The 25,009-nt window shown below is 47.0% G+C and carries 23 protein-coding genes and 1 tRNA gene; 8 read left to right on the forward strand and 16 right to left on the reverse strand.

Going from position 1 to position 25,009, the window contains the following annotated elements; genetic code table 11:
* Positions 1 to 222: 222 nt before the first annotated feature.
* The 3 genes from bicA to QUA90_RS22850 all read right to left on the reverse strand — a co-directional run bounded on the left by bicA (position 223) and on the right by QUA90_RS22850 (position 3,782).
* Positions 223 to 1,896, reverse strand: a complete 1,674-nt coding sequence (gene bicA / locus QUA90_RS22840) for a bicarbonate transporter BicA (RefSeq protein WP_333447893.1) — start codon at positions 1,894 to 1,896, stop codon at positions 223 to 225.
* A 371-nt stretch (positions 1,897 to 2,267) separates the two neighbouring features.
* Entirely contained in the window at positions 2,268 to 3,215 is a 948-nt protein-coding gene (locus QUA90_RS22845; protein WP_333447929.1) for a glycosyltransferase, read from the reverse strand.
* 96 nt (positions 3,216 to 3,311) lie between these two features.
* Positions 3,312 to 3,782, reverse strand: a complete 471-nt coding sequence (locus tag QUA90_RS22850) for a tetratricopeptide repeat protein (protein WP_333447895.1) — start codon at positions 3,780 to 3,782, stop codon at positions 3,312 to 3,314.
* A 76-nt stretch (positions 3,783 to 3,858) separates the two neighbouring features.
* On the opposite strand from QUA90_RS22850, the gene QUA90_RS22855 reads away from it, so the two are divergent.
* Together QUA90_RS22855 and QUA90_RS22860 are read left to right on the forward strand one after the other, a co-directional pair.
* Positions 3,859 to 5,202 carry a glycosyltransferase family 4 protein gene (locus tag QUA90_RS22855; protein ID WP_333447897.1) on the forward strand — a complete coding sequence of 448 codons (1,344 nt, stop codon included), beginning with the start codon at positions 3,859 to 3,861 and terminating at the stop codon, positions 5,200 to 5,202.
* A 34-nt stretch (positions 5,203 to 5,236) separates the two neighbouring features.
* Positions 5,237 to 7,159: a hypothetical protein gene (locus tag QUA90_RS22860; protein ID WP_333447899.1), complete on the forward strand. Its 1,923-nt coding sequence runs from the start codon at positions 5,237 to 5,239 to the stop codon at positions 7,157 to 7,159.
* Between the two features lie 363 nt (positions 7,160 to 7,522).
* On the opposite strand, the gene QUA90_RS22865 is transcribed toward QUA90_RS22860, so the two are convergent.
* On the reverse strand, positions 7,523 to 7,669 hold the full coding sequence (locus QUA90_RS22865) for a hypothetical protein (RefSeq protein ID WP_332946242.1): 147 nt from the start codon (positions 7,667 to 7,669) through the stop codon (positions 7,523 to 7,525).
* A 321-nt stretch (positions 7,670 to 7,990) separates the two neighbouring features.
* On the reverse strand, positions 7,991 to 8,626 hold the full coding sequence (upp, locus tag QUA90_RS22870) for a uracil phosphoribosyltransferase (RefSeq protein ID WP_333084012.1): 636 nt from the start codon (positions 8,624 to 8,626) through the stop codon (positions 7,991 to 7,993).
* Positions 8,627 to 9,236: 610 nt separating this feature from the next.
* On the opposite strand from upp, the gene QUA90_RS22875 reads away from it, so the two are divergent.
* Positions 9,237 to 9,809, forward strand: a complete 573-nt coding sequence (locus QUA90_RS22875) for a DUF4360 domain-containing protein (RefSeq protein ID WP_333447901.1) — start codon at positions 9,237 to 9,239, stop codon at positions 9,807 to 9,809.
* Positions 9,810 to 10,078: 269 nt separating this feature from the next.
* On the opposite strand, the gene QUA90_RS22880 is transcribed toward QUA90_RS22875, so the two are convergent.
* From QUA90_RS22880 to QUA90_RS22900, 5 genes are all read right to left on the reverse strand, one after another.
* Positions 10,079 to 10,348, reverse strand: coding sequence for a hypothetical protein (locus tag QUA90_RS22880; RefSeq protein WP_333447903.1), 270 nt, complete (start codon positions 10,346 to 10,348; stop codon positions 10,079 to 10,081).
* Positions 10,329 to 11,576 carry a URC4/urg3 family protein gene (locus tag QUA90_RS22885; RefSeq protein ID WP_333447905.1) on the reverse strand — a complete coding sequence of 416 codons (1,248 nt, stop codon included), beginning with the start codon at positions 11,574 to 11,576 and terminating at the stop codon, positions 10,329 to 10,331. Before QUA90_RS22885 ends, QUA90_RS22880 begins: the two co-directional genes overlap by 20 nt.
* Positions 11,573 to 12,655, reverse strand: coding sequence for an adenylate/guanylate cyclase domain-containing protein (locus QUA90_RS22890; protein WP_333084008.1), 1,083 nt, complete (start codon positions 12,653 to 12,655; stop codon positions 11,573 to 11,575). Before QUA90_RS22890 ends, QUA90_RS22885 begins: the two co-directional genes overlap by 4 nt.
* An 89-nt stretch (positions 12,656 to 12,744) precedes the next feature.
* Positions 12,745 to 13,992, reverse strand: a complete 1,248-nt coding sequence (locus QUA90_RS22895; protein WP_333390037.1) for a GTP cyclohydrolase II — start codon at positions 13,990 to 13,992, stop codon at positions 12,745 to 12,747.
* 358 nt (positions 13,993 to 14,350) lie between these two features.
* Positions 14,351 to 15,259 carry a class I SAM-dependent methyltransferase gene (locus QUA90_RS22900; protein WP_333390039.1) on the reverse strand — a complete coding sequence of 303 codons (909 nt, stop codon included), beginning with the start codon at positions 15,257 to 15,259 and terminating at the stop codon, positions 14,351 to 14,353.
* A gap of 318 nt (positions 15,260 to 15,577) precedes the next feature.
* Here QUA90_RS22900 and QUA90_RS22905 point away from each other — a divergent pair, with 318 nt between their 5' ends.
* Together QUA90_RS22905 and queC are read left to right on the forward strand one after the other, a co-directional pair.
* Positions 15,578 to 16,912 carry a cytosine deaminase gene (locus QUA90_RS22905; RefSeq protein ID WP_333447907.1) on the forward strand — a complete coding sequence of 445 codons (1,335 nt, stop codon included), beginning with the start codon at positions 15,578 to 15,580 and terminating at the stop codon, positions 16,910 to 16,912.
* 458 nt (positions 16,913 to 17,370) lie between these two features.
* On the forward strand, positions 17,371 to 18,045 hold the full coding sequence (gene queC / locus QUA90_RS22910; RefSeq protein WP_333447909.1) for a 7-cyano-7-deazaguanine synthase QueC: 675 nt from the start codon (positions 17,371 to 17,373) through the stop codon (positions 18,043 to 18,045).
* Positions 18,046 to 18,185: 140 nt separating this feature from the next.
* On the opposite strand, the gene QUA90_RS22915 is transcribed toward queC, so the two are convergent.
* Positions 18,186 to 19,664, reverse strand: coding sequence for a hemolysin family protein (locus tag QUA90_RS22915; RefSeq protein WP_333447911.1), 1,479 nt, complete (start codon positions 19,662 to 19,664; stop codon positions 18,186 to 18,188).
* A gap of 67 nt (positions 19,665 to 19,731) precedes the next feature.
* Positions 19,732 to 20,421, reverse strand: a complete 690-nt coding sequence (locus tag QUA90_RS22920) for a hypothetical protein (RefSeq protein ID WP_333083996.1) — start codon at positions 20,419 to 20,421, stop codon at positions 19,732 to 19,734.
* Between the two features lie 185 nt (positions 20,422 to 20,606).
* Here QUA90_RS22920 and QUA90_RS22925 point away from each other — a divergent pair.
* Positions 20,607 to 20,679: transfer RNA gene (locus QUA90_RS22925), tRNA-Ile, on the forward strand.
* A gap of 392 nt (positions 20,680 to 21,071) precedes the next feature.
* Here the strand turns inward: QUA90_RS22925 and pyrR are convergent.
* The 4 genes from pyrR to QUA90_RS22945 form a co-directional block, all read right to left on the reverse strand.
* On the reverse strand, positions 21,072 to 21,605 hold the full coding sequence (pyrR, locus tag QUA90_RS22930; RefSeq protein WP_333083995.1) for a bifunctional pyr operon transcriptional regulator/uracil phosphoribosyltransferase PyrR: 534 nt from the start codon (positions 21,603 to 21,605) through the stop codon (positions 21,072 to 21,074).
* Positions 21,606 to 21,872: 267 nt separating this feature from the next.
* A complete protein-coding gene (cbiB, locus tag QUA90_RS22935) occupies positions 21,873 to 22,952 on the reverse strand; it encodes an adenosylcobinamide-phosphate synthase CbiB (RefSeq protein WP_333329208.1) in 1,080 nt (359 codons plus the stop codon).
* Positions 22,953 to 23,060: 108 nt separating this feature from the next.
* Positions 23,061 to 23,462, reverse strand: coding sequence for a GFA family protein (locus QUA90_RS22940; RefSeq protein WP_333329136.1), 402 nt, complete (start codon positions 23,460 to 23,462; stop codon positions 23,061 to 23,063).
* A gap of 37 nt (positions 23,463 to 23,499) precedes the next feature.
* Positions 23,500 to 23,943, reverse strand: coding sequence for an Rrf2 family transcriptional regulator (locus QUA90_RS22945; RefSeq protein ID WP_333077293.1), 444 nt, complete (start codon positions 23,941 to 23,943; stop codon positions 23,500 to 23,502).
* Positions 23,944 to 24,208: 265 nt separating this feature from the next.
* On the opposite strand from QUA90_RS22945, the gene QUA90_RS22950 reads away from it, so the two are divergent.
* The gene (locus tag QUA90_RS22950) at positions 24,209 to 24,598 is read left to right on the forward strand and encodes an AbrB family transcriptional regulator (RefSeq protein ID WP_333060228.1); all 390 of its coding nucleotides are present in this window, start codon (positions 24,209 to 24,211) and stop codon (positions 24,596 to 24,598) included.
* Between the two features lie 108 nt (positions 24,599 to 24,706).
* Positions 24,707 to 24,871: a hypothetical protein gene (locus QUA90_RS22955; RefSeq protein ID WP_333215706.1), complete on the forward strand. Its 165-nt coding sequence runs from the start codon at positions 24,707 to 24,709 to the stop codon at positions 24,869 to 24,871.
* Positions 24,872 to 25,009: the final 138 nt, after the last annotated feature.

The following is a 25,009-nucleotide window of genomic DNA, read 5'->3' on the forward strand; positions in this document are numbered from 1 at the left end:
GCCGTTTTTATCAACAAGGTATGCGGGCCGCAACCCTTATACAGTCTATCTCGTAGACCTCTTTGTCACCCCCCCAGGCTTTCGGGACAACTGACTGTTTGGATACTTGAACAATACTGATGCAACCGGAAACGATAGGAAAGGGGCTATCGAGCCATAGAAATAGCAGGAGAAACGGACACTCCTGCTAAACCACTACTATTTTGGCGAATTCGCGCCTTGTTACGCCGGCACTCCCAAGGGAATTCCTTTCTTGTCAGCCACAGCGACCGCTTGTCGCAAGGCTGCGGTACGATCGCTCATGACATGCTCTGGCGCGATCAGATCCAACAATCCCAACTTCTGCAAGCGCTGCTGAATTTTCTCGCTGGCACCGACAATGTAAACCTGCAAACCCTTATCACAGGCATCGCGAATCGCATTTTCGATCGCTAGCGAAGCCGTCACCCCCAGCATGGGCACAGCACTCAAATCCATCACCAAAGCATCCGCATCCTTCATAGCATTGTGTTCGCGGGAGATCGCCTTTGACAACCCAAAAATCATCGGGCCGCTCAAGCAGAACAGCAACACGCGCCCCTTACCCTGATCCAAGAGTTGCTTCTCCTCCTGACTGAGGAGAACCTCATCATCCGTATCGGAAATCAGCTTCACTCCTGCAGACTGCAAACTACTCAACCGTTCGATAGTCAGGATATTGGCAATAAAGACGCCCACACCCACCGCCACAATCAGATCCACAAACACCGTCAAAAACAGCACCCCGTACATGATCAAGGAACCCTTAACAGATACTTTGTGCGATCGTTTCAGGAAACTCCAGTCAAGGATATCAATCCCCACCTTCAGCGCAATCCCCGCCAACACCGCCATCGGAATCGGTTCAGTTAACTTCGCCGCCCCCAAAACCACCACCAGCAACACCAACGCCCGAGTTAAACCCGACAACGCCGAAGTCGCGCCTGTTTGGATATTGACCACAGTTCCCATCGTTGCCCCGGCGCCCGGTAAGCCACCGCAGATACCCGATACGATGTTGCCAATTCCTTGACCGATCAATTCCTTATCGGACTTGTGCTCCGTCCGCGTCAGACTGTCCGCCACCACCGCCGTCAGCAAGGTATCGATACAGCCCAGCATCCCCAGCATCACCGCATCCACAAACATCACCGTGATTTGACCGGCGGAAAAAGTCGGCAATTGCAAGGGGGGCAGTCCCACCGGAATTTCCCCAATCCGGCGAATATCCGCGCCCTGAAACACAGTCATGGAAATTACCGTGCCGACAATCAGCGCTATCAATTGCGGGGGCACGATTTTCTTCAGCTTTTTGGGCATCAGGAAAATAATTGCCACCGTCAAGGCACCCAGAATTGCTTCCGGCGGATTTACGTTTGCCAGCAACTGCGGAATTGCCATAAAAGTGCCCAAAACACCGCCCTTGGGAGGGGCTTGACCCAGAAACGGTGCAATTTGCAGAATGATCAAAATCACGCCAATTCCCGACATAAAGCCGGAAATCACGCTGTAGGGCATCAGGGTGACGTATTTACCTAGCTTGAAAATACCAAAGATGATTTGAAACAGCCCCGCCAGCATCACAACGGTAAATGACATTGCTAGCCCTTGTTCGGGATTGCTGGCGGTGAGGGATGCGACGATCGCAGTCATCACCACAGTCATCGGCCCTGTGGGTTCAGAAATCAGTGTTGGGGTGCCACCAAACAGCGCCGCAAAGAAGCCAACGCAAATGGCACCGTACAGTCCCCCGATCGGCCCGACTCCCGAGGCGACCCCGAAGGCGAGGGCCAGGGGCAGCGAGACGATGGCAGCCGTGACACCGCCGAAGATGTCGCCCTGGAGATTATTAAAACTAATCCGATTAGTGATTGACATGAGTGGTGCATTAATAAACTAGACAGAATTTAACAATGCTGACTTTGAGCCCTTCACCAAGTCTCAGGGCCAAAGTTTTCTCGAATGGCATGATCGATAACACAAGCAGGGCAGACCCAAAAAAAGGTCTGTACTCGTGCCCGATCAATGTCAAACTCGTAAATACTTAATTTTTCAGTATTTCTTAATTTCTTAATTTAATGTAAAACGTGTCATATCGAATTTTTATTTTTTGCCAACTCTCGGAACAATCCCCGGCAAGTTCTTGCTCTAGCACAATCTGAGCAAATCTCAAGGCCAGACAAAACCCCGTACTGTAATTAAAATTAATATATTATCCGCTGGTGAGAATTAATAACTCTTATTGATAGTTATTTCATCAACTCTCGCACAAGCTCAAACGCCCTGGGACGCAACTCGACGGGCAGCAACGACAATCCCAAACCCGCCCACATTTTCGCCGCAGAAACAGACTTTCCCGCCCGCACCATCAGGCGCCCTTTTGCAGTTTCACCCACCTCAATCAGCCGCAAGCCTAACGCTAATTGAGTTTCGGCAATCCTTTTGAGCCTGACAGTTTCCAACTTCTCCGACTCAAACTCGTAGCCGGTCAAATAGCGCAATTTATCGCTTAAATACGGAATTGCCCGATCGACTCCTTGCTGTCCTGCATGAACTCGATACTCCATCAACAGCTCCGGCAAGTAATAGCATTTTTTGCCCGCAATCGCAAGTCTCACAAACAAATCGTTATCTTCGCAATTTTGCAAATTCGGCCGCAGAAATCCGACTTCTTCCAGGGCGCAGCGGCGAAACAAAGTTGCCCCTATTTGCAAACTCTGTCTCAGAAAAACTGTGGAGAGCAAATCTTCAATAATTCCAGCCGACAACTCGGTGCGGCCCCACCGCTGCGAATTGAGTTTCGTCTGGTTTTCGTCAATATAATTGTTAATGTCAATCACCCAGTGATCTGTACTGACAAAATCGATGCTGTGGTCTTTATCTAAAATAGCAGATGTCCGCTCTAGAAATTGCGCGCTCAGGCGATCGTCATCGTCAAACTTAATAAAATACTCACCCCTTGCTGCCGCAAAGCCCGATCGCATATTATTACTCTTGCCGATATTCTGCGGGTGGCGAATGTAGCGAATCCCGCGATCGACAAATTCCGACATCAACAGAGGAGTGCTGTCAGTAGAACCGTCATCACAGATAATTAATTCAAAATCTGTATAAGTTTGATCTAGCACGCTGGCGATCGCACTTGCCAACAAATGCACTCGATTGTAAGTAGGAATGCAAACGCTAATTTTCGGCACTACGACTATTTTCAATTTTAAATTGTGGAAAAAATTCGCACTTCAGTCCAGGAAAATAAACCACCAATGCCCAATGCCCTGTTTGGCCAATGTATTTTAACTCAAACGAGCCGTACACTCCAGAATTAACTTTTGATTCACCAAAGCAAAAGGTTGAATTTCCAAAGCGCGACGAAAAGCTTGAATAGCATTTAGGTATTCTCCCAAGGCAGCGTAGCACAAACCCAGACCGTGCAACGCCCCAAAATGTACCGGGTTGAGTTTGAGGACAATTTCGCAGTCGTCGATCGACTTTTTATAATTTCCTTGAGTATAGTGGAGTACGGCGCGTCGGTTCCAAGCTTCCGCAAAATCCGGCGCTTCCGCAATCAATTTCGTCAGCAAATCCAAAGCGTGGTGAACATCGCCTGCATCCAGCGAAACTTGCGCTCGCCTGAGAATTTGCATCCCATACTCACCCTTCTGGTTAAACCAAGTGCGCCAGAGTTCTGTAGTTGCCCGATCTCGCACGGTTTCGTCGGACTTTTTCAAGTCTTCGAGCAGCGCCTTAACAGATAATTCGTCCATAGGTGCGAAGATTGTTAAAAAGATTTTATCAATCAATTTTATCGCGCAAGCGGCAACTTTATTTCTTCCACATCCCATGAAGATTTTGATGCTTTCCTCGACTTTTCCCTATCCGCCAAGCCGCGGAGGAACTCAGGTGAGGACGTTTAATTTATTACAATACTTGAGCCAGCGACATGAGGTAATTCTCGGCACTGTACGATCGCCCGATGTCACCGATTCACAAATCGACACATTGCGCCAGCAAGTCACAGAATTGGCAGTTTTTCCCAACCCGCGAGAACCCCCCCAACCCCCCCTTGCTAAGGGGGGGCTAAGACTCCACCAGGAGACTGAGGAAGGATTCTTACCTCCCCCCCTTAACAAGGGGGGGACTGAGGGGGGGTTCTCTGAAATAATAGGAAAATTCCACAGATTCAGTCGATTTTTGTTGTCCGGGACACCTCCAAACGTACTCTCAAGCTACTCCCAAGCAATGCAGAATTGGGCCGACGAATTGGTAACAGCAGGCAAATGCGATGCTGTCACCTGCGAACACAGCGTTAACGAGATTTACGTGCGTCCAGAATGGCGGCAAAAACTGCTGACAGTGGCAAACATTCACAGTTCCGTTTGGGGAACTTGCAGGGAAATGTTAGCAACCGGCACCTCCGAAAAACCCCTGCGCGATCGACTAAATTTACCGCTACTCGCCCGCTACGAAAAACGCTACTGTTCCAAATTCTCCCGCATTGTTGCGACAACATCCACAGACAGAGAGCAACTCCTCGAATTACTGTTGCCTCCGGTTCGAGTGCGAGGAAAACAAGATTTTTTTGTACCTCCCATAGATGTAATTCCTAACGGCGTGGATTTAACTCAATTTCCCTATAGGCCGATCGATCCGGGAGGACACACCTTAATTTTTGCAGGCGCAATGAACAATTTGCCCAATATTGACGCGGCGCGGTTTCTCAGTTTGCAAATACTGCCACCTTTGCAGCAGCGCTATCCTGATGCTACCCTCACCCTAGTAGGGGCTTCGCCAGTCCCGGAAGTGCTCGCCTTGGGGGAACTTCCCGGAATTCAAGTAGTAGGCCGGGTGCAAAGGGTGGCAGAATATTTGCATCAAGCTGCTGTTTGTGTGGTGCCGATGCGGATTGGTTTTGGGATTAAAAATAAAACTTTGGAGGCGATGGCTGCGGGAACTCCCGTGGTTGCTAGCGATCGAGGTTTGGAGGGTTTAGCCGTCGATGGCGGCCCACAACTGATAAGGGCCTTGCGGGCGAACAAAGTTCACGAGTATGTTGAGGCGATCGCCAGTTTGTTTGAAAATCAGCAGCTAAGACAGGAGCTCTCTGTCAACGCTCGATCGCTCGTTGAAAGCCAATACACTTGGGATATCATAGGTCGGCAGTACGATCGGCTATTGCAATTTTAAACTCTAAATTCTAAAATCTAAATTCTAAAATGGCATGATGGAACACAAAATTAACCCCTCAAAAAATCGAGCCAAACCCCCAGAAAATCCCAAAGTTGCTCCTCCTCCGACAAGACGCCGGCGCCAAACCAGACGCCCCAAAAATCTTCAAGAGTCCCAGCGTCCAATACCTACTCCCCGAACTCGCGCCAGATATCCCTGGAAAAGACTGATAGCTAATTTGACAGCCCTCAGCGTCTTGGCTGGCTGTGCTGCTTTAATGGGAGGCGGCGCTTGGCTGAGTTATCAGCTCATCGTCGATCCCAATGGCAACAAGTTGATCTCTCAGTTTGTGCCTGAATGGTCGCGCCTGCCTACAGGTAGCAGAGATTCGATCCAAACTCTCGATCAAATCAAAGCCAGCATCCGCAAATTGGGATTCGTAACCGGAGAACCCCTGCCGCTTCCCGTCGATCAATCCCGCGATAATTCTATTTCCGATTTGCTATTGCCGGTGATGGTAGAAAGAACTGTTAAGGCTTCTACTGTTTGCAAAAATCCTTGTCGTCAAATTGTCGAACTTCGGGTGTACAAGCGGGTGCAGCTTCCCGATCGCAGTTCCGATAAAGAGCAGTATTTTCAGCTAGCAAGTTCTGTGAATCTAGAAGGCCCTGCGGAATCTTTTGTCATTGCTTCTTTAGCTGACTCTACATCTAACAATCAAGCCTCCAATCAGTCCCTACCCCTAACAGAACTGCGGCGATTTGACGGAAAGCCCCCCGCCTCCGGCATTTGGTTTAATGTCAGTGGTCAACTAAAGCAGGGCGAAAAGAAAATTCCCTACGGACAAGTCGTTCGCTACAACCCCAGCCAAAATCATTTAATGCCGCTGTTGGAGTGGGCGAGTGCGGCCGGACAACCGCCGAATTGGCAGCAAATTGTTAAGGGCGAAAACCCGCAGTTGGCGATCGACCAAACAGTTGGTTTAGAGCCACAATTTACCCTTTATCAAATTGGCCCGCGCAAATTTTTGCCGAACCCAGTTCAGTTAACGGCGATTTCTTTAGAAGAATTTGCTGTCAATGACGAGACTTACAAAAATGGGCTGCGACTTGCCAAAAGCGGCCTGTGGTCTCCAGCATTAAATGTCATGCGTGTGGCGAAGGGGAAAGCGGGTAAAAATTGGCCTGCTGTCGCGCAAGCTCAGCTAGAAACGATCGAATTTCACGCTAAAATTACTCGGGCTCAAGCGATCGCATCTTGGGCCAGTCCCGGTCAACAAGTTCTCGCAGAATTGATCGACGGCCGCTGGACCGAAGCTTTGCAAGTATTTGAAGCCGATCCGAGTAACAGTCACGAAATAGCTACCACCCTCAAAAATGACAGCGGGCGGATCTGGAACCGCATAGACGCCGCCTTGAGAGTGAATGCCGCTGACGCCGATGTCAAGGCTTGGGGCGCCCTGATTGTAGCGTCTCAAGACGGAACTCGCGAGGCGATGAATTGGCTCGACCAGCAATCAGATACTGACAGCGAAACAAGAACTCGAATTCGGAATTTGGTCAACAAACTTCAGGAAGCAGTTTCTCAGGCGGAAAGTTTAGAAGACCACAAGAGTCAAATTATGGGTTCTGCTACTTTAATTAACAGTGTCAATCCCGCTGAGTGGCTGGAACCAGAACCGAACAATGAGTTAAAATTGGCCGGAGAACAAGTTTGGTATCAGGTGCAGGTAGCGAGTTTTTACGATGGTAGTCGCTGGGTTAATTCGCCATTTTCTGATGTAGAAGTGAGCTCTTTTCCTGCTACTCAAGTCAAGTGGCTCTGGGGGCGGTTAGGATTACAGGCTGACCCCAAGATTAAAATTGAGGTAGCGATGGCTAACGGTCAACAAAGAGTTGCTGTAGGAACGGTGAAAGCAGTGCAGATTCAAGACGGAAGTCTGCGCTTGCTGGCGGCGGTTGACAAGCGATCGTAATCTGGCAGAAAGCATTCGGCAGATTGAACAGTCCCGGAGGCACTCTTGACACAAAGAAACCGGGGTTTTTTACCATAGATTGAACAGTCCCGGAGGCACTCTTGACACAAAGAAACCGGGGTTTTTTACCATTTCTGCCGATCGCAACAGAAGTATTTTCGTAAAAAAACCCGGCTTCCTTCCACCTGTACGTCCAAAACTAGGAAAAAGGAAAATTCTTTCTTTTGCCCCTCCCGCAACTCCGAAAGCAGCGCAATCTCAAAACTCTTCCCCTTACTCCTCTCGAACTCGGACAACAATGCAGACAAAAATTTTGTTAATTTAATTAATTAACACAACCTGTGCACAAAAAACCCAGAGATGTCAAATCGCGCCCTTTTTGGAGAGTGCTGCAATCATCTGCCGTTTCACTGCTTTAGCCCAAAGCTCAAACTCCAAACTGTTGATATTCTGAATTTTCACTTCCTCAACAGGCTGAGTTGGGGCTTCTTTCTGTGCTGTAGTCTCCATTGTTTTTTTCCCTCGTCAAAAAAATGTTAGTAGTTGATCGCAAACAGTTAGCATCATACATCTATTTTAATAACTAATTCTGTCAATAAATTAAACTAAAGGCATAGAATTTAACCATCAAATGCAGTAAATACATCTAGATCATGCAATTTACGAATTTAATGTAAGAAAACCCTACAACCATTGTTATATATAGGCTTTTCCTGACATTAAAATTTTACAATTTACATTGTATGGCACTATCAAACCAATGATTATGTTAGTAAACTTATTTTGAAATGAATGTATTGGCATATACAGCAGAAAATAATTTGATTGAATTCACATAGTGCCGTAAAGTCGATCGCCCGCATCTCCGAGTCCGGGTACAATATACCCGTGCTCGTCCAAACACTGGTCAACAGCAGCCGTATAAATCTGCACGTCAGGGTGTTGTTCGTGAAAGTGCCCCACTCCCTCCGGTGCCGCCAGCAAGCACAAAAATTTAATAGACTTCGGATTAACTTCTTTCAGCCTATCCACTGCCGCCACTGCTGAATTACCAGTAGCCAGCATCGGATCGACAATTAAAACATCTCGCTGTTCGATATCCTGGGGAACTTTGAAATAATATTCGATCACCATCCGAGTTGTCGGATCGCGGTACAAACCAATATGTCCTACCCTCGCAGACGGAATCAGCTCTAAAATACTATCTAACAGTCCCTGACCAGCGCGCATAATCGAAATAATCACAATTTTCTTTTCTGCAGCCAGCACCGGTGCATTCATTTTGGCGATCGGCGTTTCTATTAGTTCGTATTTTAGCGGCAAATCTCGCGTCACTTCATAGGCTAGCAGCATTCCAATCTCTTTCAGCAATTGACGAAATTTGGCCGTGCTCGTTTGAGTTTGCCGCATCAGAGTTAACTTGTGCTGTATCAAAGGATGGTCAATGACAGTAACTTTAGCACTCATTTTTTTGAATAATTAATTAGCTTTATTCTAACTTATCAGCCATCAACGCCTTCTTGACGAAAAAAAAATCGGTTTCTGTGACCCCTGCATCCAGGACTACTTATATCAAACCTGTATTGAGAACAGGAATACCGCGCGAATAAAATTCGCTTCTACACTTGCCTTTTTTCCGCGCAGCGCGACACTAAATATGCGAGGTTTGAAAATACACAAATATGTCATTCTCTCGTTTCCTCTCCTTCCGGCCCTCTGCCTGGGAACGCATATCCGGGGACAAAAGCCTCCCGACTTGTCTCGCTCGCTTTCTCGCGAGCCGTCCAAGCCTGTGAACACAGATCCGGAGTTTCGCACCGAAATCTTCCGGAACTTTTAGGAGCAGACATGAATCATAGAAAGTATCAGCAGAAAACCTATTTTTTCGATTAATTCACTAATTGAAAAAACCTGAGAAGGAACTTCACATAAGGTCATAAGCTTAGCTGTAATGGCTTTTCATCTTTCCACATGAAAGCCGTTACATCCCCGTCTAAAAAACATTACCTAAATTCAGTTCCAATTTTTTAGGGTGCTCCTAACACACAACTTTACTTATGAAGTAAGGAGAACATCCATGAAGTTTGTAAAACTATTGCTAGCTACGGCATTAATGACTGCTTCTATCAGCCCCGCCTTGGCTAATCCTGCCGTTCAAATTTTAGGTGCAAGCTACGGCGGTAGCGGTTGCCCAGATCGCTCCGCCAGCGTCAGCGTCAGCCCAGATGGTCAAGAACTGACCATCCTATTTGACAAGTTTGCAGCCCTGGGAAATGTCTCAGCAGAAAGCCGAAAAAGCTGCAATCTGAGCATTCCCATCAAAGTACCCCAAGGCTTCCAAATTTCTATCTACGATGCTGATTATCGCGGCTACGTGGCTCCTAAAACCACAGGCAACCTGCGAGCCGAATACTTTTTCGCTGGAACTCGCGGCCCAGTTTTTAATCGGAATCTCAGTGGCGAAACTAACTACAATGTTCGAGATAGCTTAGCCACTATAGCGAATGTTTGGTCTCGCTGTGGTGATAGTGTAAATATGAGAGTAAATGCTGCAATGACAGCCCGCGGTGCCGGCATGGCCACCGTTGACTCTTTCGATTTGGCTCATCGCGGTTTAGTTTATCACGTCAAATATCGCACTTGTCGCTAAGCAGCTTGTTGGGAGTGTAGTGTGAGGTATAGTTTTCAGGCTTGAATTTTGAATTTTAAGTAGGAAGAGGGGATAATTTTCCCTCTTCCTTCTTGCTTCTTCCCTCTTCCTTCTTCCCTCTTCTTGACATCCGTTACATCTGATATTTTGCACCATTGTCAGCAACAGGCTTTCCGGCCTGTTCCACAAGAAAACTTATATTTTGTGGAACAGGCCGGAAAGCCTGTTCATAAAAAGCTAATTGAGAATGGTGCAACATATGAGTTACATCAGTTACATCCGTGGAGCGAATCCGTTGCCGAACTTCCCTCTTCCCTCTTCCTGACATCCGTTACATCAGTTACATCCGTGGAGCGAATCCGTTGCCGAACTTCCCTCTTCCCTCTTCCTTCTTCCTTCTTCCTGACATCCGTTACATCCGTTACATCCGTTACATCCGTTACATCCGTTACATCCGTTACATCCGTTACATCCGTTACATCCGTCGAGCGAATCCGTTGCCGAACTTCCTTCTTCCCCCTAAAACACAGTGCCGTCACTTTCAATCTGAATTGGTGGCACTCCACCAGCCCTCAATTCGCCCGCAATTTTCCGCCCCGCCGCCCAAGTTCCTCCTTGCAAAATCTTCACCAGCGGCAATTCTGTCGCAGTCAAGTGCAGCTTTTCTCGAATAGCTGCGGCAATTTTATCTAAAAGATTCACAGTCAGCGATCGCCATTCTACTATAACTTCCGAACCAGGCAAGTAACTCTGCTCAAAAATAGCCGAATCTTTTGCCCGCAGCAGCCCGATATCCAAACATAAACCGCCGTTGCGGTACTCCGGTAATCCCGTTAACTCATCCAATCCCGCGACTTCTAAACCAAGTTCTTGCAGCGGTTCCAACAGCGAATAAGTCAACCACTGCGACAGTTTGTGAAACGGCACGAATTCATCTCCCAGATTTTCTCCTGTTAAAGCCGGATGCCGCCAAACATCGCCTAAATTAACGCCACCAATTGCATATCTTCCCGGCCAAATTTCCCCAAAACCTGTCAAAACAGCGCTCAATACTTCAGAAGCATTCACAGTTTTGCCTCTCGAAACCCCACTGTTGAGCAAGTATGTTGCCAAATTGCCTGGACGCGGGTTTTCGCTGCCAAATAATAATGGATGCTGGCAAATCGCATTTCCCAAACGCTGCAGTAATTCTAATCTGCCTGTTAAACCAACTAGCGGATTGTCTCGACTTACCTGAAATCCAGCAGCTAAGGTTTCTAGTTTTAATTGAGAAAGCCCCCGATAATCAGCTTGCCAAGGAAAATCGGGATTGCTGGAAAAAACACCTTGACAAAACATCCGCAAGCTGGCTATTGCTAACCCTTCAGAACGGCGGTAAACCTGCCCGGTTTCTGGTTCACAATACTGCCAATCTGCACCAGCACCGGCATCGAGCAAAACGCTGACAATTGCTAAATCAAATTTTATCTTAGCTTTTTCAACCGGTGCAAATTCTGCTAAAGCTGCATCTAATTCGGGGAGTCGCGACAAGTTGCCAGCTTCAAAATGTCGCCAGCGACTGTGAAAGGGAATGTTAAAATCGGGATAGTGTTGGCGCGTTGTCTCAATTACATAATTTGCTGCTTTGTCGAGTTGGGATAAATCGACGCGGAAGTAGCGAAGTTTGTCTTGGCTGGCTAAATCAAAAAGCCGATCGCACTTTTGGCGAATAGCAGCCGGCGTTCTCAGATATTCTACAATCTCAAGTTCAATATTGTGCAACTTCATACAACCAAACAGCGGTAAACATCGTTTTCTTGAAAAAAGTCAAACTGACTGTAATCTAAAAGATTATCTAAAATCGCATTTTTATCGATTTTGATCAGCTTATATTCCCACTTCGACCCACTGACTTCGCGTTTTATTTGATCGGAAACTATCACCGAGTTTTTTTCTTTCCCCGGAGATACTATTTTACTTAAATCTTCCAGCCTGTCGGCTATGTGAATATCTTTTCCGTAAGTGCAAGACCTAAATATATATAGATTTCCTTTCGCAACTCCCACGGACAAGCCACAAGGTATTTGATTGGCGTCAATAAAAAGTTTCCAATTCTCGCACAGACTTTCCATTGCCGCTAAGGCTGAGTGAGCTTCCGGGAAAGTCAACAAATGCGAATCCCCAACAATACTGCGAATTGTGCCACCGTATTCTTCACAAATTGTTTTTTCAAAAGTATCAAAGTTGGTGAGCAAATATTCCACATCTTTGATAGAATTAGATTCTTGATAAGCAATAAAACCTCTCAAATCTGCTTTAATTATTGCTTGATTCTTGATGATTCGCGTTTTGTAACTTTGGTCAACTTTGTATACTTTTTCAGGTTCGCTCATCCCTTTCAAAGAAAACTCGTTGACAAAAGACGTTTGCACTTCTGCTTTGTTGAGCGCCAGCCAGGCTGCTTGGGACAAATATATTTCATCCGGCGGAGTTACTGATTCTATGCGCGCTGTTAAATTCACCGTATCGCCAAAGATATCTTTATCTTGATGCAAGACATCTCCTAATGTAATAGACACGCGAATAGCCAATCGTTCGTCGTTCGCCTTGCTAGATTGTTGCGCTCTCAATTCTTGCTGCATTTCTATGGCTGCTACCGCCGCTGCTGTGACGCTGGGAAAAATTATCCAAAATGAATCACCTTCCCCTTTGATCACGCTGCCTTCATTTCTGGCGCTAATATCTGAAACAAAAGTTTTATGCTCGTTTAACAAACTACTTAAGTCCGACTGAGATAATTTTTTGACTCTGGCGGTATATCCACAAATATCTGTTTTTACGATCACACTAGAACGCAAATTAGCCATAACCTACCCTGACTGATCAAAAACCAGCAATAAATTTCATTTAGCAAAGACGCGATTGTTCGCGTCCCATCGGTCGCGTCTTTGCCCTCTTAATCTCCTAAATCGCGTCCGATCGCTTCTGCAAGAATTGTAGCATCTGGCACAGGGTCAGGCGTGTAGTAGCCGGCGGCTTTTTTGGCGACGATTTCGACTTGTGCATCTGCGGGAATCCAATCTTCAGGAATAGGGATGCGATCGACCACCTGAATGCCAGAATTGATAATCGCATTGTATTTCATATCGCTCATCGAAACTAAACTGTCTATTCGAGAGATCCCCAACCAGTGCAGCACGTCTGGCATTAGTTCTTGAAACCGCATATCTTGAACTCCCGCCACACATTCAGTGCGTGTAAAATAGGCATTAGCGCGATCGCCGCCTTCCTGCCGTTTTCTGGCATTGTACACCAAAAACTTAGTCACTTCCCCCAAAGCTCTCCCTTCCTTACGGAAGTAAACAATTACCCCAGAACCGCCTGATTGTGCCGTTTGGATGCAAATTTCCATCCCGTGTACCAAATAAGGGCGACAAGTGCAGATATCGGAACTGAAGACATCAGAACCGTTGCATTCGTCGTGTACCCGTACCGCCAACTGCTTATCCGGGTCAGAAATATTCGCGACATCGCCAATAATATAAACCGTAGTTCCGCCAATTGGTGGCAAGAAAACGTGTAAGTCTGGCCGGGTCACTAAATCCGAGAACATTCCCCCTGTTTGCTCGAACAGGACACGGCGGAGAACGCTTTCTTGAGCCCCAATCCGCCGAGCAATTCCCGGCAAATACCACACCGGATCGATCGCAACTTTAGTTACTGCTAAATTGCCACCTGCTTTGACTATTTTGCCATCAATTTGCACTCGCCCCTTAGCGATGGCATCTTGCAATTCCGGCATATTAATGTGAGCTTTAGTGACAGCAATTGTCGGTCGAATATCATATCCCTGCTGGATAAATGAAGTATAAACTTCGCTGACCAAACCCCCAAAGGGATCGAGAGAAACAATCAAATTGCGATCGCCCCAACTCGCGTGCGGCCCGATGTGTGCGGCCGGAGAGGTGTTGGTAAAATCGGGGCGGTGATCTGCTTGGAGTGCGCCGGAAGCAACTGCTAGCGCGCGATAAACAGAGTAGGAACCCGAATGAGTGCCGATCGCATTCCGGTGAGACGATTTGGTAAGGCTGCCAATCACAGGCCCCCGTTTCAGCGGATCGATTTCTCCCCAGTGGATGGGATGAGGTTTTGTGCCGGATCTGTCGGGATGGGATGTTAAAACTATATGCTTGGGTTTTGACACAGTTGTTTTTGGCTCTTACTATGGATGCTGCTGTTAGTTGAAAGTGAAATTGCAATTTGAAGCAGTGATTTATGATACCAACAGTACACACCTCCAGGGTTGAAACAATCGCGCTACCCACACACAACCTTTTCTCAGCTTGGGTTTCACGATAACAGGAGGTTTTCGTCGGATTTGATATAAGTCCAGAGTTCAATCTTTCCCAGTATAGCCAACACCAAAGCCAGCACAACTGCCAAACGCCAACTTTGAAGTTTTAAGATATGTGCGAGAAAAAAAGATTTGAGATTCTGAGCCGCCGACGTGCACTCAATCTCAAATCTCAAATCTCAAATCAAATACTTTTGGTAAAAACGTCTTAATCCAGGCTTTGAGGGTGACAGAATTCCATTATAATTCCCTCACCTTCGCCGCGCGAGTCCAATTCCTTCGCCATGCGATCAACACGTTCTTCAGAAAGGAAGAAGCGGGTAACTTTGTGCGGTACAAACCACCGATAGCGCAGCCACAAACAGATAGAGTAACGAAGGCTATCCGGCAAAGAGTATGTGTAATTTCGCTGAATTGCCAAACCTGCCTTTTCGCCGGCTAGAGCCAAGGTTTTTGGAGTGTAACCGATCAGATTGTAAGGATAATCGGTGCTGTGCCAGCGCCAGCCCAGTTGCCGCGCGTATGGGCTGTCTGCGTTCGGTACAGCCACCCAAATGTAACCGTTTGGAGCCAGCAATTGCCTCATGCAGTCGAGTGTTTCTGCAGGCAAAGGCGTTGCTCCCAAAACGTGTGAACAGAGTATGACATCAAACTTTTCGTCAGTACCTTTTTCTGCAACGTATTCTTCTACAGTGCCAGTGAAAACATCGATACCGCATTCCCTGGCTGCTGCTGCTGCTGAGGAGCTAGGCTCAATTCCTGCCACCTCAACTCCGAGTTTTTTGAAGACTTGGATAATGGAACCTCCCCCGCATCCTACGTCTAACAGCCGCTTGCCTACAGGGATAGGAATGTGTCGGTATTCATTGAGTTTTTTGGCTTCTTTTACTACGTCTTCTTCGTCTGGTACGTAAGTATTGTAGCACTGCCAGCCCTCGGGGTAATAATCGCTCAGTTCATCCCATGTCGGGCGGGGATTTACGAATACTAAGCCACAATCTTCGCATCCGTAAACTGACCATTTAGGAGCCTCTTTAGGGTGGCGTGCTGTCCCCGCTGTGTACAGGAAGCTGATTTTTTGGGAGCTGCAAACTGGGCAATTTGTAAATTTTTGCATGGTTCAGTTTCACGATTTGTACAGTTGCTAAGGGCAGTGGAACGACCACAATTTATTACCATTAGCTGAGCTGGTAGAGTACACCCATGCAAGCAGATCGAAAACTAGGTTTATTGGCAAATCAGTGTTTGTAGATGCTCGGCTTGTTGGCGCTCGACCCCCGATCGATCGGCGCTGTACAATTTTATGTCTAAATGGTTAGACTGAGAAGGTAGCATTTGTTACCGATAAGAAAACTGACGATCAACAGACAATGATTGTCGGTAGCGTTTTTGCGGTTGCGCTAAATTCTTAGGAAAATACTAACTCACAAAATTAATGTTGCCAAGTACATCTAATTATTTGCTCAAAAATGCTCGCGTGCCCGCGTCTCTTCTAGAGATGAAATCGATCGCGCCCTCAGCTTCTACTGTGGCGACAACGGGGAGTGAGAACAATTTTTGTTTGGTGGATTTGGAAATTGCAGCAGGGACGATCACCCACATTACTCCAGCAGGTACAAAACCTGTATCCTCCTCTGGAGATATCCCAGTTATAGATTTGCAGGGCGGCTTAATCTGGCCTTGTTTTGTGGATATGCACACCCATTTAGACAAAGGTCACATTTGGGAACGATCGCCCAATCCCGATGGAACTTTTGCCAGCGCGATCGAAGCGGTAGGCGCTGACGCTCAAAAAAACTGGAATGCAGACGATGTTTACCGGCGAATGGAGTTCGGACTAAAGTGCAGCTACGCCCACGGAACCAAGGCTATCCGCACTCACATCGACAGCGCGGGCGAACAGGGAACTGTTAGTTTGGGAGTATTGGAAGCGCTGCAAGCCGAATGGGGCGATCGGCTGATCTTGCAAGCAGTTTCCCTGGTTTCCCTCGACTATTACCTGACACCCGCCGGCGAAAAATTAGCCGATCGCATAGCCGAAATCGGCGGTATACTCGGTGGCGTCGCCTATATGAATCCCGACTTAGACAAACAACTCGATCGAGTTTTTGCCTTAGCCAAAGAACGAAATTTAAACCTCGACTTCCACACCGACGAAAACGACGATCCAGAATCAGTCACATTGCGGGAAGTCGCAAAAACCGCCATCCGCCATGAATTTGGGGGTCAAATAATCTGCGGACACTGCTGTAGTTTAGCGGTACAACCCTCAGATTTAGTAACAGAAACTCTGGAATTAGTCAAGGAAGCAAATATTGGCGTTGTCAGCTTACCGATGTGCAACCTTTACCTGCAAGACCGAGAATCTCAGCATACACCGCGCTGGCGGGGAGTGACGCTAGTGCACGAACTCAAAGCAGCCGGAATTCCCGTTGCAGTTGCTAGCGACAATTGCCGCGATCCGTTTTACGGATTTGGCGATCACGATGTTTTGGAAGTTTTTAATATGGCAGTCCGCATCGCTCATTTAGATAGGCCTTATGGAGACTGGCCATGTGCAGTGACAAAGACTCCAGCAGATTTAATGGGATTGCCGAATTTAGGGAAAATTGCCGTTGGTTTACCTGCTGATTTGATTTTGTTTAAGGCGCGGAATTTCAGCGAATTGTTATCTAGATCGCAGGGCGATCGCACAGTTTTGCGGCAGGGCATTAAAATTGATACAACTTTGCCCGATTACCGAGAACTAGACGACTTGTTAGCAACTTAAATGTCCGTAAGGTGCGCATTGCGCACCCTACATTGTCAGTTAGCAACTTAAATGTCCGTAAGGTGCGCATTTCGCACCCTACCTTGTCAGTTAGCAACTTAAATGTCCGTAAGGTGCGCATTTCGCACCCTACATTGTTAACAGGCTTCTCTTCTCTTCTCTTCTCTTCTCTTCTCTTCTCTTCTCTTTTCTTCCTTCGCATCCTTGGCGTCTTCGCGGTTCGTTAAGTAAGGTGCGCATTGCGCACCCTACATTGTCAGTTAGCAACTTAAATTTCCGTAAGGTGCGCATTGCGCACCCTACATTTTCAGGCTTCTCTTCTCTTTTCTTCCTTCGCGTCCTTGGCGTCTTCGCGGTTCGTTAAATATTTTTTTAACAAGCATTTAGCATTGCTATCTTGTCAATTAACAATAGATTTGATATAAATATAAAAGCTAATTTTATTGAGGATGTTTTAAGTGAAAGCAGTTATTTTATTGTCGGGAGGGCTGGATTCCTCAACAGTTTTATATCAAGCCAAAGCCGACGGCTGCGAGTGTTACGCTATTTCCTTTGACTACAAGCAAAGACATCGGCGGGAGTTGGAATCAGCAAGGGCGATCGCACTTGCTGCAGGTGTTAAGGCACATCAGATAGTAAACTTTGACTTAACACTGTGGGGCGGTTCGGCTTTGACGGATAATGAGATGAAATTACCGATCGATCGCACTCTGGGAGAAATGTCGCAAAACATTCCCATTACCTACGTTCCTGCTAGAAATACGATTTTTCTCAGCTTTGCCCTCGCCTACGCAGAAACTCTAGAAGCCGATCGCATTTACATCGGTGTCAACGCTTTAGATTATTCCGGCTATCCCGACTGTCGCCTCGATTACATCCAAGCCATGCAGGAAGTATTTCGGTTAGGAACAAAGCAGGGAAGGGAAGGAAATGCTATTAATATTGTCACACCTTTGATCGAACTTAAAAAAACCGAAATTATTGAATTGGGTAACAAATTGGGAGTGCCTTGGGAGCAAACTTGGTCTTGCTATGCAGGCGGAGAAAATGCCTGCGGCGTTTGCGATTCTTGTCGGCTGAGGCTGGCGGCTTTTGAGGAATTGGAATTGAAAGATCCGGTGTCTTACGCTTAAACAGTATTCCGACTCGGCGGTTGAAAGCGATCCTCCATAAACTCTCGTCCCTCTCTAAAAAACTCAAGAATAAACGGGGTTGCTAACTCAGATTTGGGAGAAAAAGTTGCGCTATTTTGAGCGCCCTTTTCATCCAAATCTTAATGAGAAAATTTTGCCACACTACTCACCCCGCTATTCTTTCGCCCTTTCCCCACAACTTCCTCATCCGCTGCTGCAACTTCACCTAAAGCTCGATCGCCCGCCGCCTCTGACAACAAGTGAATTTGAATTTGATCCAACCGCGGCCCGCACACAGAAACAACCGTAAGTTCCACATTTTCTCCGCGCCAAACTTCCCCCACTGCCGGCATTCTTTGCAACTGATAACTCAGAAAACCTCCGATTGTCTGATATTCGTCAGTTACTGGCAGATCCACATTCAATATTTGATTCACATCATCTAAATTTAACTGCGCTTGAACTAAATAAGTGCGATCGTCCAATACTTGCAAAGCAATTTCTTTGCTGTCGGGTGACTCGTAGCTGCGGCCGATAATTTCGGCTATCAAATCCCGCAATGTCACTAACCCGGAAATGCCGCCAAATTCATCAACTACGATCGCAATTTCTTCCGACGAACTTTGCATCAAAGGCAGCAGTTCCCCCAGCAGCATCATCTCTGGCACAAACCTCACCGAACCCATCCAAGGTAAAATTGGCGTGTCGGGAGATAGCAAACCTTCAGCTAGGGGTTTTGCAAGTTGTTTGAAGCCAATAATCCCAATAATGTCGTCTAAAGAATCTCCCGTCACGGGATAGCGGGAATGGTGAGAAATAGCCATTTCGTCGAGCAAAGTTTGAAAGGTTGCTGTCTTGGGAAGTGCGACAATGCTAGGCCTCGGTACCATTACTTCTTCTACCCAAACTTCGCCAAATTCAAACACGTTGTTGAGCAATTCTCGCTTTTCTGCTTCCAAGCCGCTGGATTCGCTGGAAGTAGCTATAATTAATTGCAGTTCTTCGGGAGTAACCGGGCGATGCCTTAGATCGTATTCGATGCCCGCAAACCGCAAAAGCGATCGAGTAGATTGATTGAGAAACGAGACAAAGGGCTTGAACACACGGGCAATCAATAAACTCGGAGGCCCTAAACTTCTGGCTAGTTGTTCGGAATGCAGCAACGCTACAGATTTGGGAAAAAGTTCGCCCAGTACGATTTGCACGTAAGCTAGCAACAAAAAAGTTACTATTGATATGCTAAAAGAATGGGCGATCGCCGACTTGATGTAAATTGGCAGTGGCAAATAGCCGATCGACATTCGGACTAGCACGGCGATCGTACTTTCCCCAATCCAGCCGAGAGCTAAACTAGAAAGAGTGATTCCCAACTGCATTGTTGAGAGCAATCGCTCGATACTTTGCTGCAAAGATTGCACAGTTAAAGCTGCAACGTCGCCAGCATCCACTAACTGATTGATGCGCGATCGGCGTACCGTCACCATCGAAAACTCAGCCGCCACAAAAAAAGCATTGATCGCAATCAGCAACAGCACTGACAGCAACCGCGACAGCACCTCTGTCCAACTCATCGCGGGTAAATCAGATATCTCCTGCACTCTCGCCCCTAAAAGTGACACAATGCTCCCTAAAAAAACTTTCTCGATCAAACGTGAGAATCCCTTTCGAGGTTTTGCTCCTTTTGTTTTACTTCGCCACTGGAATGCCAGATATTTGCAACTGAAGTTTTTGACCTGGATAATCTGTCAGCGTCAGTGAAACTTCTTTAGCGTTTTCCAGCAAAGCTGTGGGAATACTCACCGTACCGTAAAACACCTGCCCGTTGGGGGGCAGTTCCGACGGCAAATCCTCGGCAGTCGCGCTCAGGGCCCGGCCACGATCGTCAGTGACGTTCAAGAAACTGTAGAGAAACCTCACAGCTTGCGAGCCTTCATTTTTCATGCTCACGTCTAGCAGCATGGAATTGTTGCGCTGACTGGCCGCGCTCACTTCCAGGGTTATTCCTCCGTCGCGACTGTTCAGGGGAAACTTGGCGCTAGCATTTTGTGCAGCCGGTTTTTTGGCCGCGGCTGGTTTAGAGCTTGCCTTCTCTGTTTTAGTATTTGCCCCGGCCGTTTTTTCGGGATCGCGACCTTCTACCCGTGCTTTGACGGTTGTGAGAATGTCTTTTTCTTTCAAAATGCTCACTTGGTCTTTACTAGCCGTCTTTCCAGGCTTGCCGCTGCCAGCATTGTTGCTGGGACGAACATCGGGTTGAGTCGTTCCTTGCAAGGCTTCGCGACCTATAGTAAATCCCCAAACAGAACTCGTCACGCCTGCTCCAAACATGAGAGCGAGCAGAATTAGAGTCAGAACTACCGTCGAATTCACTGCCATTGCCTATAAGTTTATGCCGAGTCCTAGAAACTGCTTTGCCCGGTCGATCGGCTTGCCTAACATTGGCTAACAGGCGATCGGGACTCAGCAGATCTAAAGATTTTGATTTTTGTTCTCTAGTTCTAGCACGGACTGAGAAATTATGTTATAATTCATTTTCAGTTAGGTCGAACAAATCGATTTAACGGCAGTTGGCCGAGCGGTTTAGGCAGCGAACTCATAATTCGCCCCAGGCAGGTTCAACTCCTGCACTGCCGATTTAAAATCAATCACGACGCTCCCCCCGTGAACCCAAAACCGGGTTGCTTCCCTCGACGCATGGGAGGCGAGAAACCTGGTTTCTCCGAATTTTTACGTTGAGTAACGATAAATATACGTAGAAACCAGGTTTCTGAGGTCGCAAGTGCGATCGCTGCAAACTAGACATTCGATCGATCGACTCCTTGTGGAGATATCTTGGCTCCGCGCGCGTCGATCGCACTTGCGACCTCAGAAAATTATGATTCCGATGCCAACGGAAACGATAAGTAGATCCACCTAATTAAACGAAAAATACGGATCGCGCTCAAGCTTGCTGTGTAAGTCTTCTTCCTTCTTCCTTCTTCCTTCTTCCTTCTTCCTTCTTCCTTCTTCCTTCTTCCTTCTACTTATCAACCCTTAATTAACTCCACTCCGTCGCGCCCGTCCAGATCTTGAACGTAAACCTTAACTTGTTCTTCCTTTGCAGTCGGCAACTTTTTACCCGTAAAATCCGGCTGAATCGGTACTTCTCGGTGGCCACGATCGACTAATACCGCTAACCAAATTTTCTCCGGCCGCCCGTAATCGTTTACCGCATTCAAAGCCGCTCGACTCGTTCTGCCTTTATATATAACGTCATCTACCAACACCACAGTTTTGCCCGTTAAATCGAAAGGAATTTCGGTTTTAGCCGGTGTCCGCATCGCAACTCGATCCAAGTCATCTCGGTAAAAGGTAATATCCAAAGCGCCCACGGGTACTTTGACTTGTTCGAGGACTTCAATTTGATCTGCCAAAATTTGAGCTAAAGGCACTCCTCTACTATGAATGCCCAACAGCACTAACTCCGAGGGATTCCCTGATTTTTCGACAATCTGGGAAGCGACGCGGGTGAGAGTGCGCCTCACTTCATCAGGGGATAAAATTTCGATAATTTTAGTCATGGGTTGCTGCGAGCTAATTGTTGGCTGTTGGCATATCGAACAATTGGAGATTTGAGATTTGAGATTTGAGATTGACTTGACAGAGGAATCTGGGGGTTTGAACAAAGGTCAAAACTTTTTTTTGCTTTTGTCGGTGGCTGATCTCTGTCTTCTGCTGGACTTAGCCCGAATGGATGAAAAGCAGATGCTGCGATTGCTTGCAAGCGGGCGAACAATGACAGAAATACGTTATTTATGTCTCCTGGACTGTTCGGGTGAGGTCATCAGTTAGCGGCTCAAACATAAGAAGGTATAAAAAAGCAATGATAGTCCCAACCAAATCAGAAAGCAATACCGAGTTAATTGCAATGCTTGGCAAATTAGCGGCGCTGTGATAGGGTGATCCGGCTCGCCTAACAGCGGTTTGTGTTTGAGAACTCCGCGATAGGAATTAGTACCTCCTAGTTGTACTCCCAAGATGGCGGCGTAAACGCACTCGCTCCAACCGGAATTGGGGCTGGCATCTTTAACAGCATCTCTCTGACAAATTTGCCAAATGTAAATCGGTTTGCCCGATATAACGGCTAAAGTAATCACTGTTAGCCGACAAGGAATCCACGTCAGCACGTCTTCTAGTTTGGCGCTAAACCATCCTAAATCTGTGTATGGGGCTTCTTTGTAGCCGATCGTAGAATCTAATGTGCTGGCTGCTTTGTAAGCGATCGCCAAGGGGACTATAGCAGTCGCCCACATCGAGTTAGGATCGATCGGCGAACCGGTAACACTTAATAATAGATGCGGCAGAGCGAACCCAAGTAAGGCATAAAATAGCGGTGCTGTCACGCCATCGACTGCATTCTCTGTTACAGTTTCTAACAATGCTCGCAGAATTTCTGGCTCGGATAAGTTTTCGGTATCCCGGCCGACGTAAAGGCTCAACCTTTCTCGCGCCTTGACTAAATCTCCAACATTTAAAGGTGCTAGCACATCCTCTGCAGCCGCCCTCAAACTGCGACCGGCAAAACAGCTTGCCAGCAAAATGGTCTGTATGGCAATACCTAAAAGAGGATGTACCCAACTAGCAGCTTGGGCGATCGACCAACTGACAGTATAACTGCCTACAATCAGCCCGATCGCTAGTATTGTACCAGCACATCGTAGCAGCAGTTTGTGCCGCTCGCCAGCGGGACGATTCTCTGCTTCAGGCATTTTGCCTGCGGGATTATTCCATATATTAAAGACAAGTCGAGTATAGCGGTCGATCGCCCAACCCATCGCCTGCACCGGATGTGGCCAACCCCAAGGATCGCCGATCGAATAATCCAACACCGCAGCTAAAATCAAAACAGGAAATTCATCCGGCATCATTATATATTTTGTCAAACTTGATAGTCCGTCCGACCAGGAGCGATCGCAATGGTAGCGCAGGTTTTAACTGCTGCTACCTTTGGGGACTTTAATTTTTTAGCAGCAATTTTAACTGCTGAGATTACTTTCGTCGCGGAGCAAGTGTACGTTCTCCTCCCAATTAACACCGTCAAAGGGTAGTATCTGAAAGTGTTTGATGGCATCGTCGTCAAGACAGCGGACGTTGACATCGAAATGATCGGGATGCGATCGGGGGCGATAGAACGAGTGAATGCCGCAAATTCCGCAGAAAGTATGTTGAGCAGTTCCTGTATTAAATGTATAGGTGGTCAAAACATCTTGGCCACTGAGCAAGGTAAAACGTTCCGGCGGCACAATGAGGTGCAAAAATCCCTTCTTTTTGCAGATAGAGCAGTTGCAATCTGATGCTTCGTGTTTGTCAACGGCGACACGGAAGCGGACAGCTCCGCAGTGACAGCCACCAAAGTAAGTAACAAGTGTTGCGTCCATGTGTGCTTGCTGGCGATCGAATGAATGAACTTACCATTTAAATGATAAAGCTAGTTTCTTCCCCAAGAGCCGCTTGCCAACTGCGGACATCATAGTATAAGTCTTCGAGGGAAATACTGTACAGCGCTTCGGCAAGTTTTTTGTGCAATCGGTTCCACAAACTGAATGTTACCCAGTCCTCTGCTTGCGTCGCGTCGGGAAAATGTCGAGGTAAAGGTTCAATAGTTTCACCTACAGCCTCTAAGATTTGTCCTAAAGAGATTTGAGCGGGCTGGCGGGCCAATTGATATCCTCCTTGGGAACCCCGAACAGATTGGACTAAACCGGCTCGTCGCATTTCAATCAGCAATTTTTCTAGATACGGAGCAGGTAACTCCTGTCGCTTCGCTATCGATTTCACCGATGTCGGGCCATAGCGAGGTTGCAAACTTAGATCCAGTAATGCTTTGACACTGTAGTGTCCGCGTGTGGTTAACTTCATGGGATTTTAAGAGCGGGGCAAATATTCAGCTAGCTGATAGCTGATAGCTTATGCTACCGAGTTTAGAGATTGCTCGCATCGGTTGCAGCTACTCCTCAAGAAATACTGCAGGTTGTTAAAAATATTTAGATAATAGTGGTTAACAATTGAGCCGATCGGTGTAATATAGTTTTACGACCAGCTATAAAGCTAAAGTTTCTTGGTCAAACCAAAAACCAACCGAGAAAAAATCCGTACACCAGTTGAATATTTCAGGACTCAGTAAATGGCTAAAAAGAAAAATATCGAACCCCTTGAAGGCGAAGATCTGATCAAAAAGGTCAAAGACCTAGAGAACCTTACCAAGGAAGAAAAAGCTAGAGCCTGTGGCTACTACACCGTTACCAAGAACGGCGTAGAACGGGTCAACATGATGAAATTCCTGAATGCGCTGATTGATGCAGAAGGCATTCAGCTAGACGGGAAGCAAAACGGCAATGGACGTGGCGGACGCTCTGCCAGCTATCGGATTAGCGTTCAATCTAACGGCAACTTACTGATTGGAGCTGCCTACACCAAACAGATGGAACTCCAGCCAGGAGATGAATTTGAAATCTCTCTGGGACGCAAGCACATTCACCTGCGCCAAATTGATCGAGAAGAAGAAGTAGCCTAGGCCTTTACGACTTGCTTTGACTTCTTGCTTGAACAGGTTGGTTTGACTTCAAGCATTGACTGCAAGCAGACAATTGGCTCTGAAATCTTTCTGTGAGCCTCAAACAGTATGGCTTCTATAGATGGCAATGGCTCGACAACAGCCACTGCCACTACTTTATATTTTCCGAGAATACCTATTCTCGCCCCTCGCTCTATCCGTTTGGACAAGCGGGGGATTTTCCGCGTAGCTGTTAAAGAGAAGTTCGGCAACGGATTGTGCTACCGGATGTAATGGATGTAAGGCATGGATGTTCACCAAGGGATTGTATAGCGGATTTAACGGATGAATGTTGAGTTTCGATGGTCGAGGTTCCAGGCAAGAAGCAGGTTTGGTTGAGCTAGGAAACTCACGAAAGCAAGAAAATGGCGG

The sequence above is a fragment of the Microcoleus sp. D3_18_C4 genome (assembly GCF_036702355.1).
Lineage (GTDB): Bacteria > Cyanobacteriota > Cyanobacteriia > Cyanobacteriales > Microcoleaceae > Microcoleus.

Excerpts from the sequence above, each read along its gene's own strand:
- QUA90_RS22860 (WP_333447899.1), top strand. The coding sequence starts at position 5,237 with ATGATGGAACACAAAATTAACCCCTCAAAAAATCGAGCCAAACCCCCA.
- QUA90_RS22955 (WP_333215706.1), top strand. The coding sequence starts at position 24,707 with ATGGCTTCTATAGATGGCAATGGCTCGACAACAGCCACTGCCACTACT.
- cbiB (WP_333329208.1), bottom strand. The coding sequence starts at position 22,952 with ATGATGCCGGATGAATTTCCTGTTTTGATTTTAGCTGCGGTGTTGGAT.
- QUA90_RS22865 (WP_332946242.1), bottom strand. The coding sequence starts at position 7,669 with ATGGAGACTACAGCACAGAAAGAAGCCCCAACTCAGCCTGTTGAGGAA.
- QUA90_RS22900 (WP_333390039.1), bottom strand. The coding sequence starts at position 15,259 with ATGCAAAAATTTACAAATTGCCCAGTTTGCAGCTCCCAAAAAATCAGC.
- QUA90_RS22875 (WP_333447901.1), top strand. The coding sequence starts at position 9,237 with ATGAAGTTTGTAAAACTATTGCTAGCTACGGCATTAATGACTGCTTCT.
- QUA90_RS22850 (WP_333447895.1), bottom strand. The coding sequence starts at position 3,782 with ATGGACGAATTATCTGTTAAGGCGCTGCTCGAAGACTTGAAAAAGTCC.
- QUA90_RS22950 (WP_333060228.1), top strand. The coding sequence starts at position 24,209 with ATGGCTAAAAAGAAAAATATCGAACCCCTTGAAGGCGAAGATCTGATC.
- upp (WP_333084012.1), bottom strand. The coding sequence starts at position 8,626 with ATGAGTGCTAAAGTTACTGTCATTGACCATCCTTTGATACAGCACAAG.
- pyrR (WP_333083995.1), bottom strand. The coding sequence starts at position 21,605 with ATGACTAAAATTATCGAAATTTTATCCCCTGATGAAGTGAGGCGCACT.
- bicA (WP_333447893.1), bottom strand. The coding sequence starts at position 1,896 with ATGTCAATCACTAATCGGATTAGTTTTAATAATCTCCAGGGCGACATC.
- QUA90_RS22945 (WP_333077293.1), bottom strand. The coding sequence starts at position 23,943 with ATGAAGTTAACCACACGCGGACACTACAGTGTCAAAGCATTACTGGAT.
- QUA90_RS22855 (WP_333447897.1), top strand. The coding sequence starts at position 3,859 with ATGAAGATTTTGATGCTTTCCTCGACTTTTCCCTATCCGCCAAGCCGC.
- QUA90_RS22890 (WP_333084008.1), bottom strand. The coding sequence starts at position 12,655 with ATGGCTAATTTGCGTTCTAGTGTGATCGTAAAAACAGATATTTGTGGA.
- QUA90_RS22885 (WP_333447905.1), bottom strand. The coding sequence starts at position 11,576 with ATGAAGTTGCACAATATTGAACTTGAGATTGTAGAATATCTGAGAACG.
- QUA90_RS22940 (WP_333329136.1), bottom strand. The coding sequence starts at position 23,462 with ATGGACGCAACACTTGTTACTTACTTTGGTGGCTGTCACTGCGGAGCT.
- QUA90_RS22920 (WP_333083996.1), bottom strand. The coding sequence starts at position 20,421 with ATGGCAGTGAATTCGACGGTAGTTCTGACTCTAATTCTGCTCGCTCTC.
- QUA90_RS22905 (WP_333447907.1), top strand. The coding sequence starts at position 15,578 with ATGTTGCCAAGTACATCTAATTATTTGCTCAAAAATGCTCGCGTGCCC.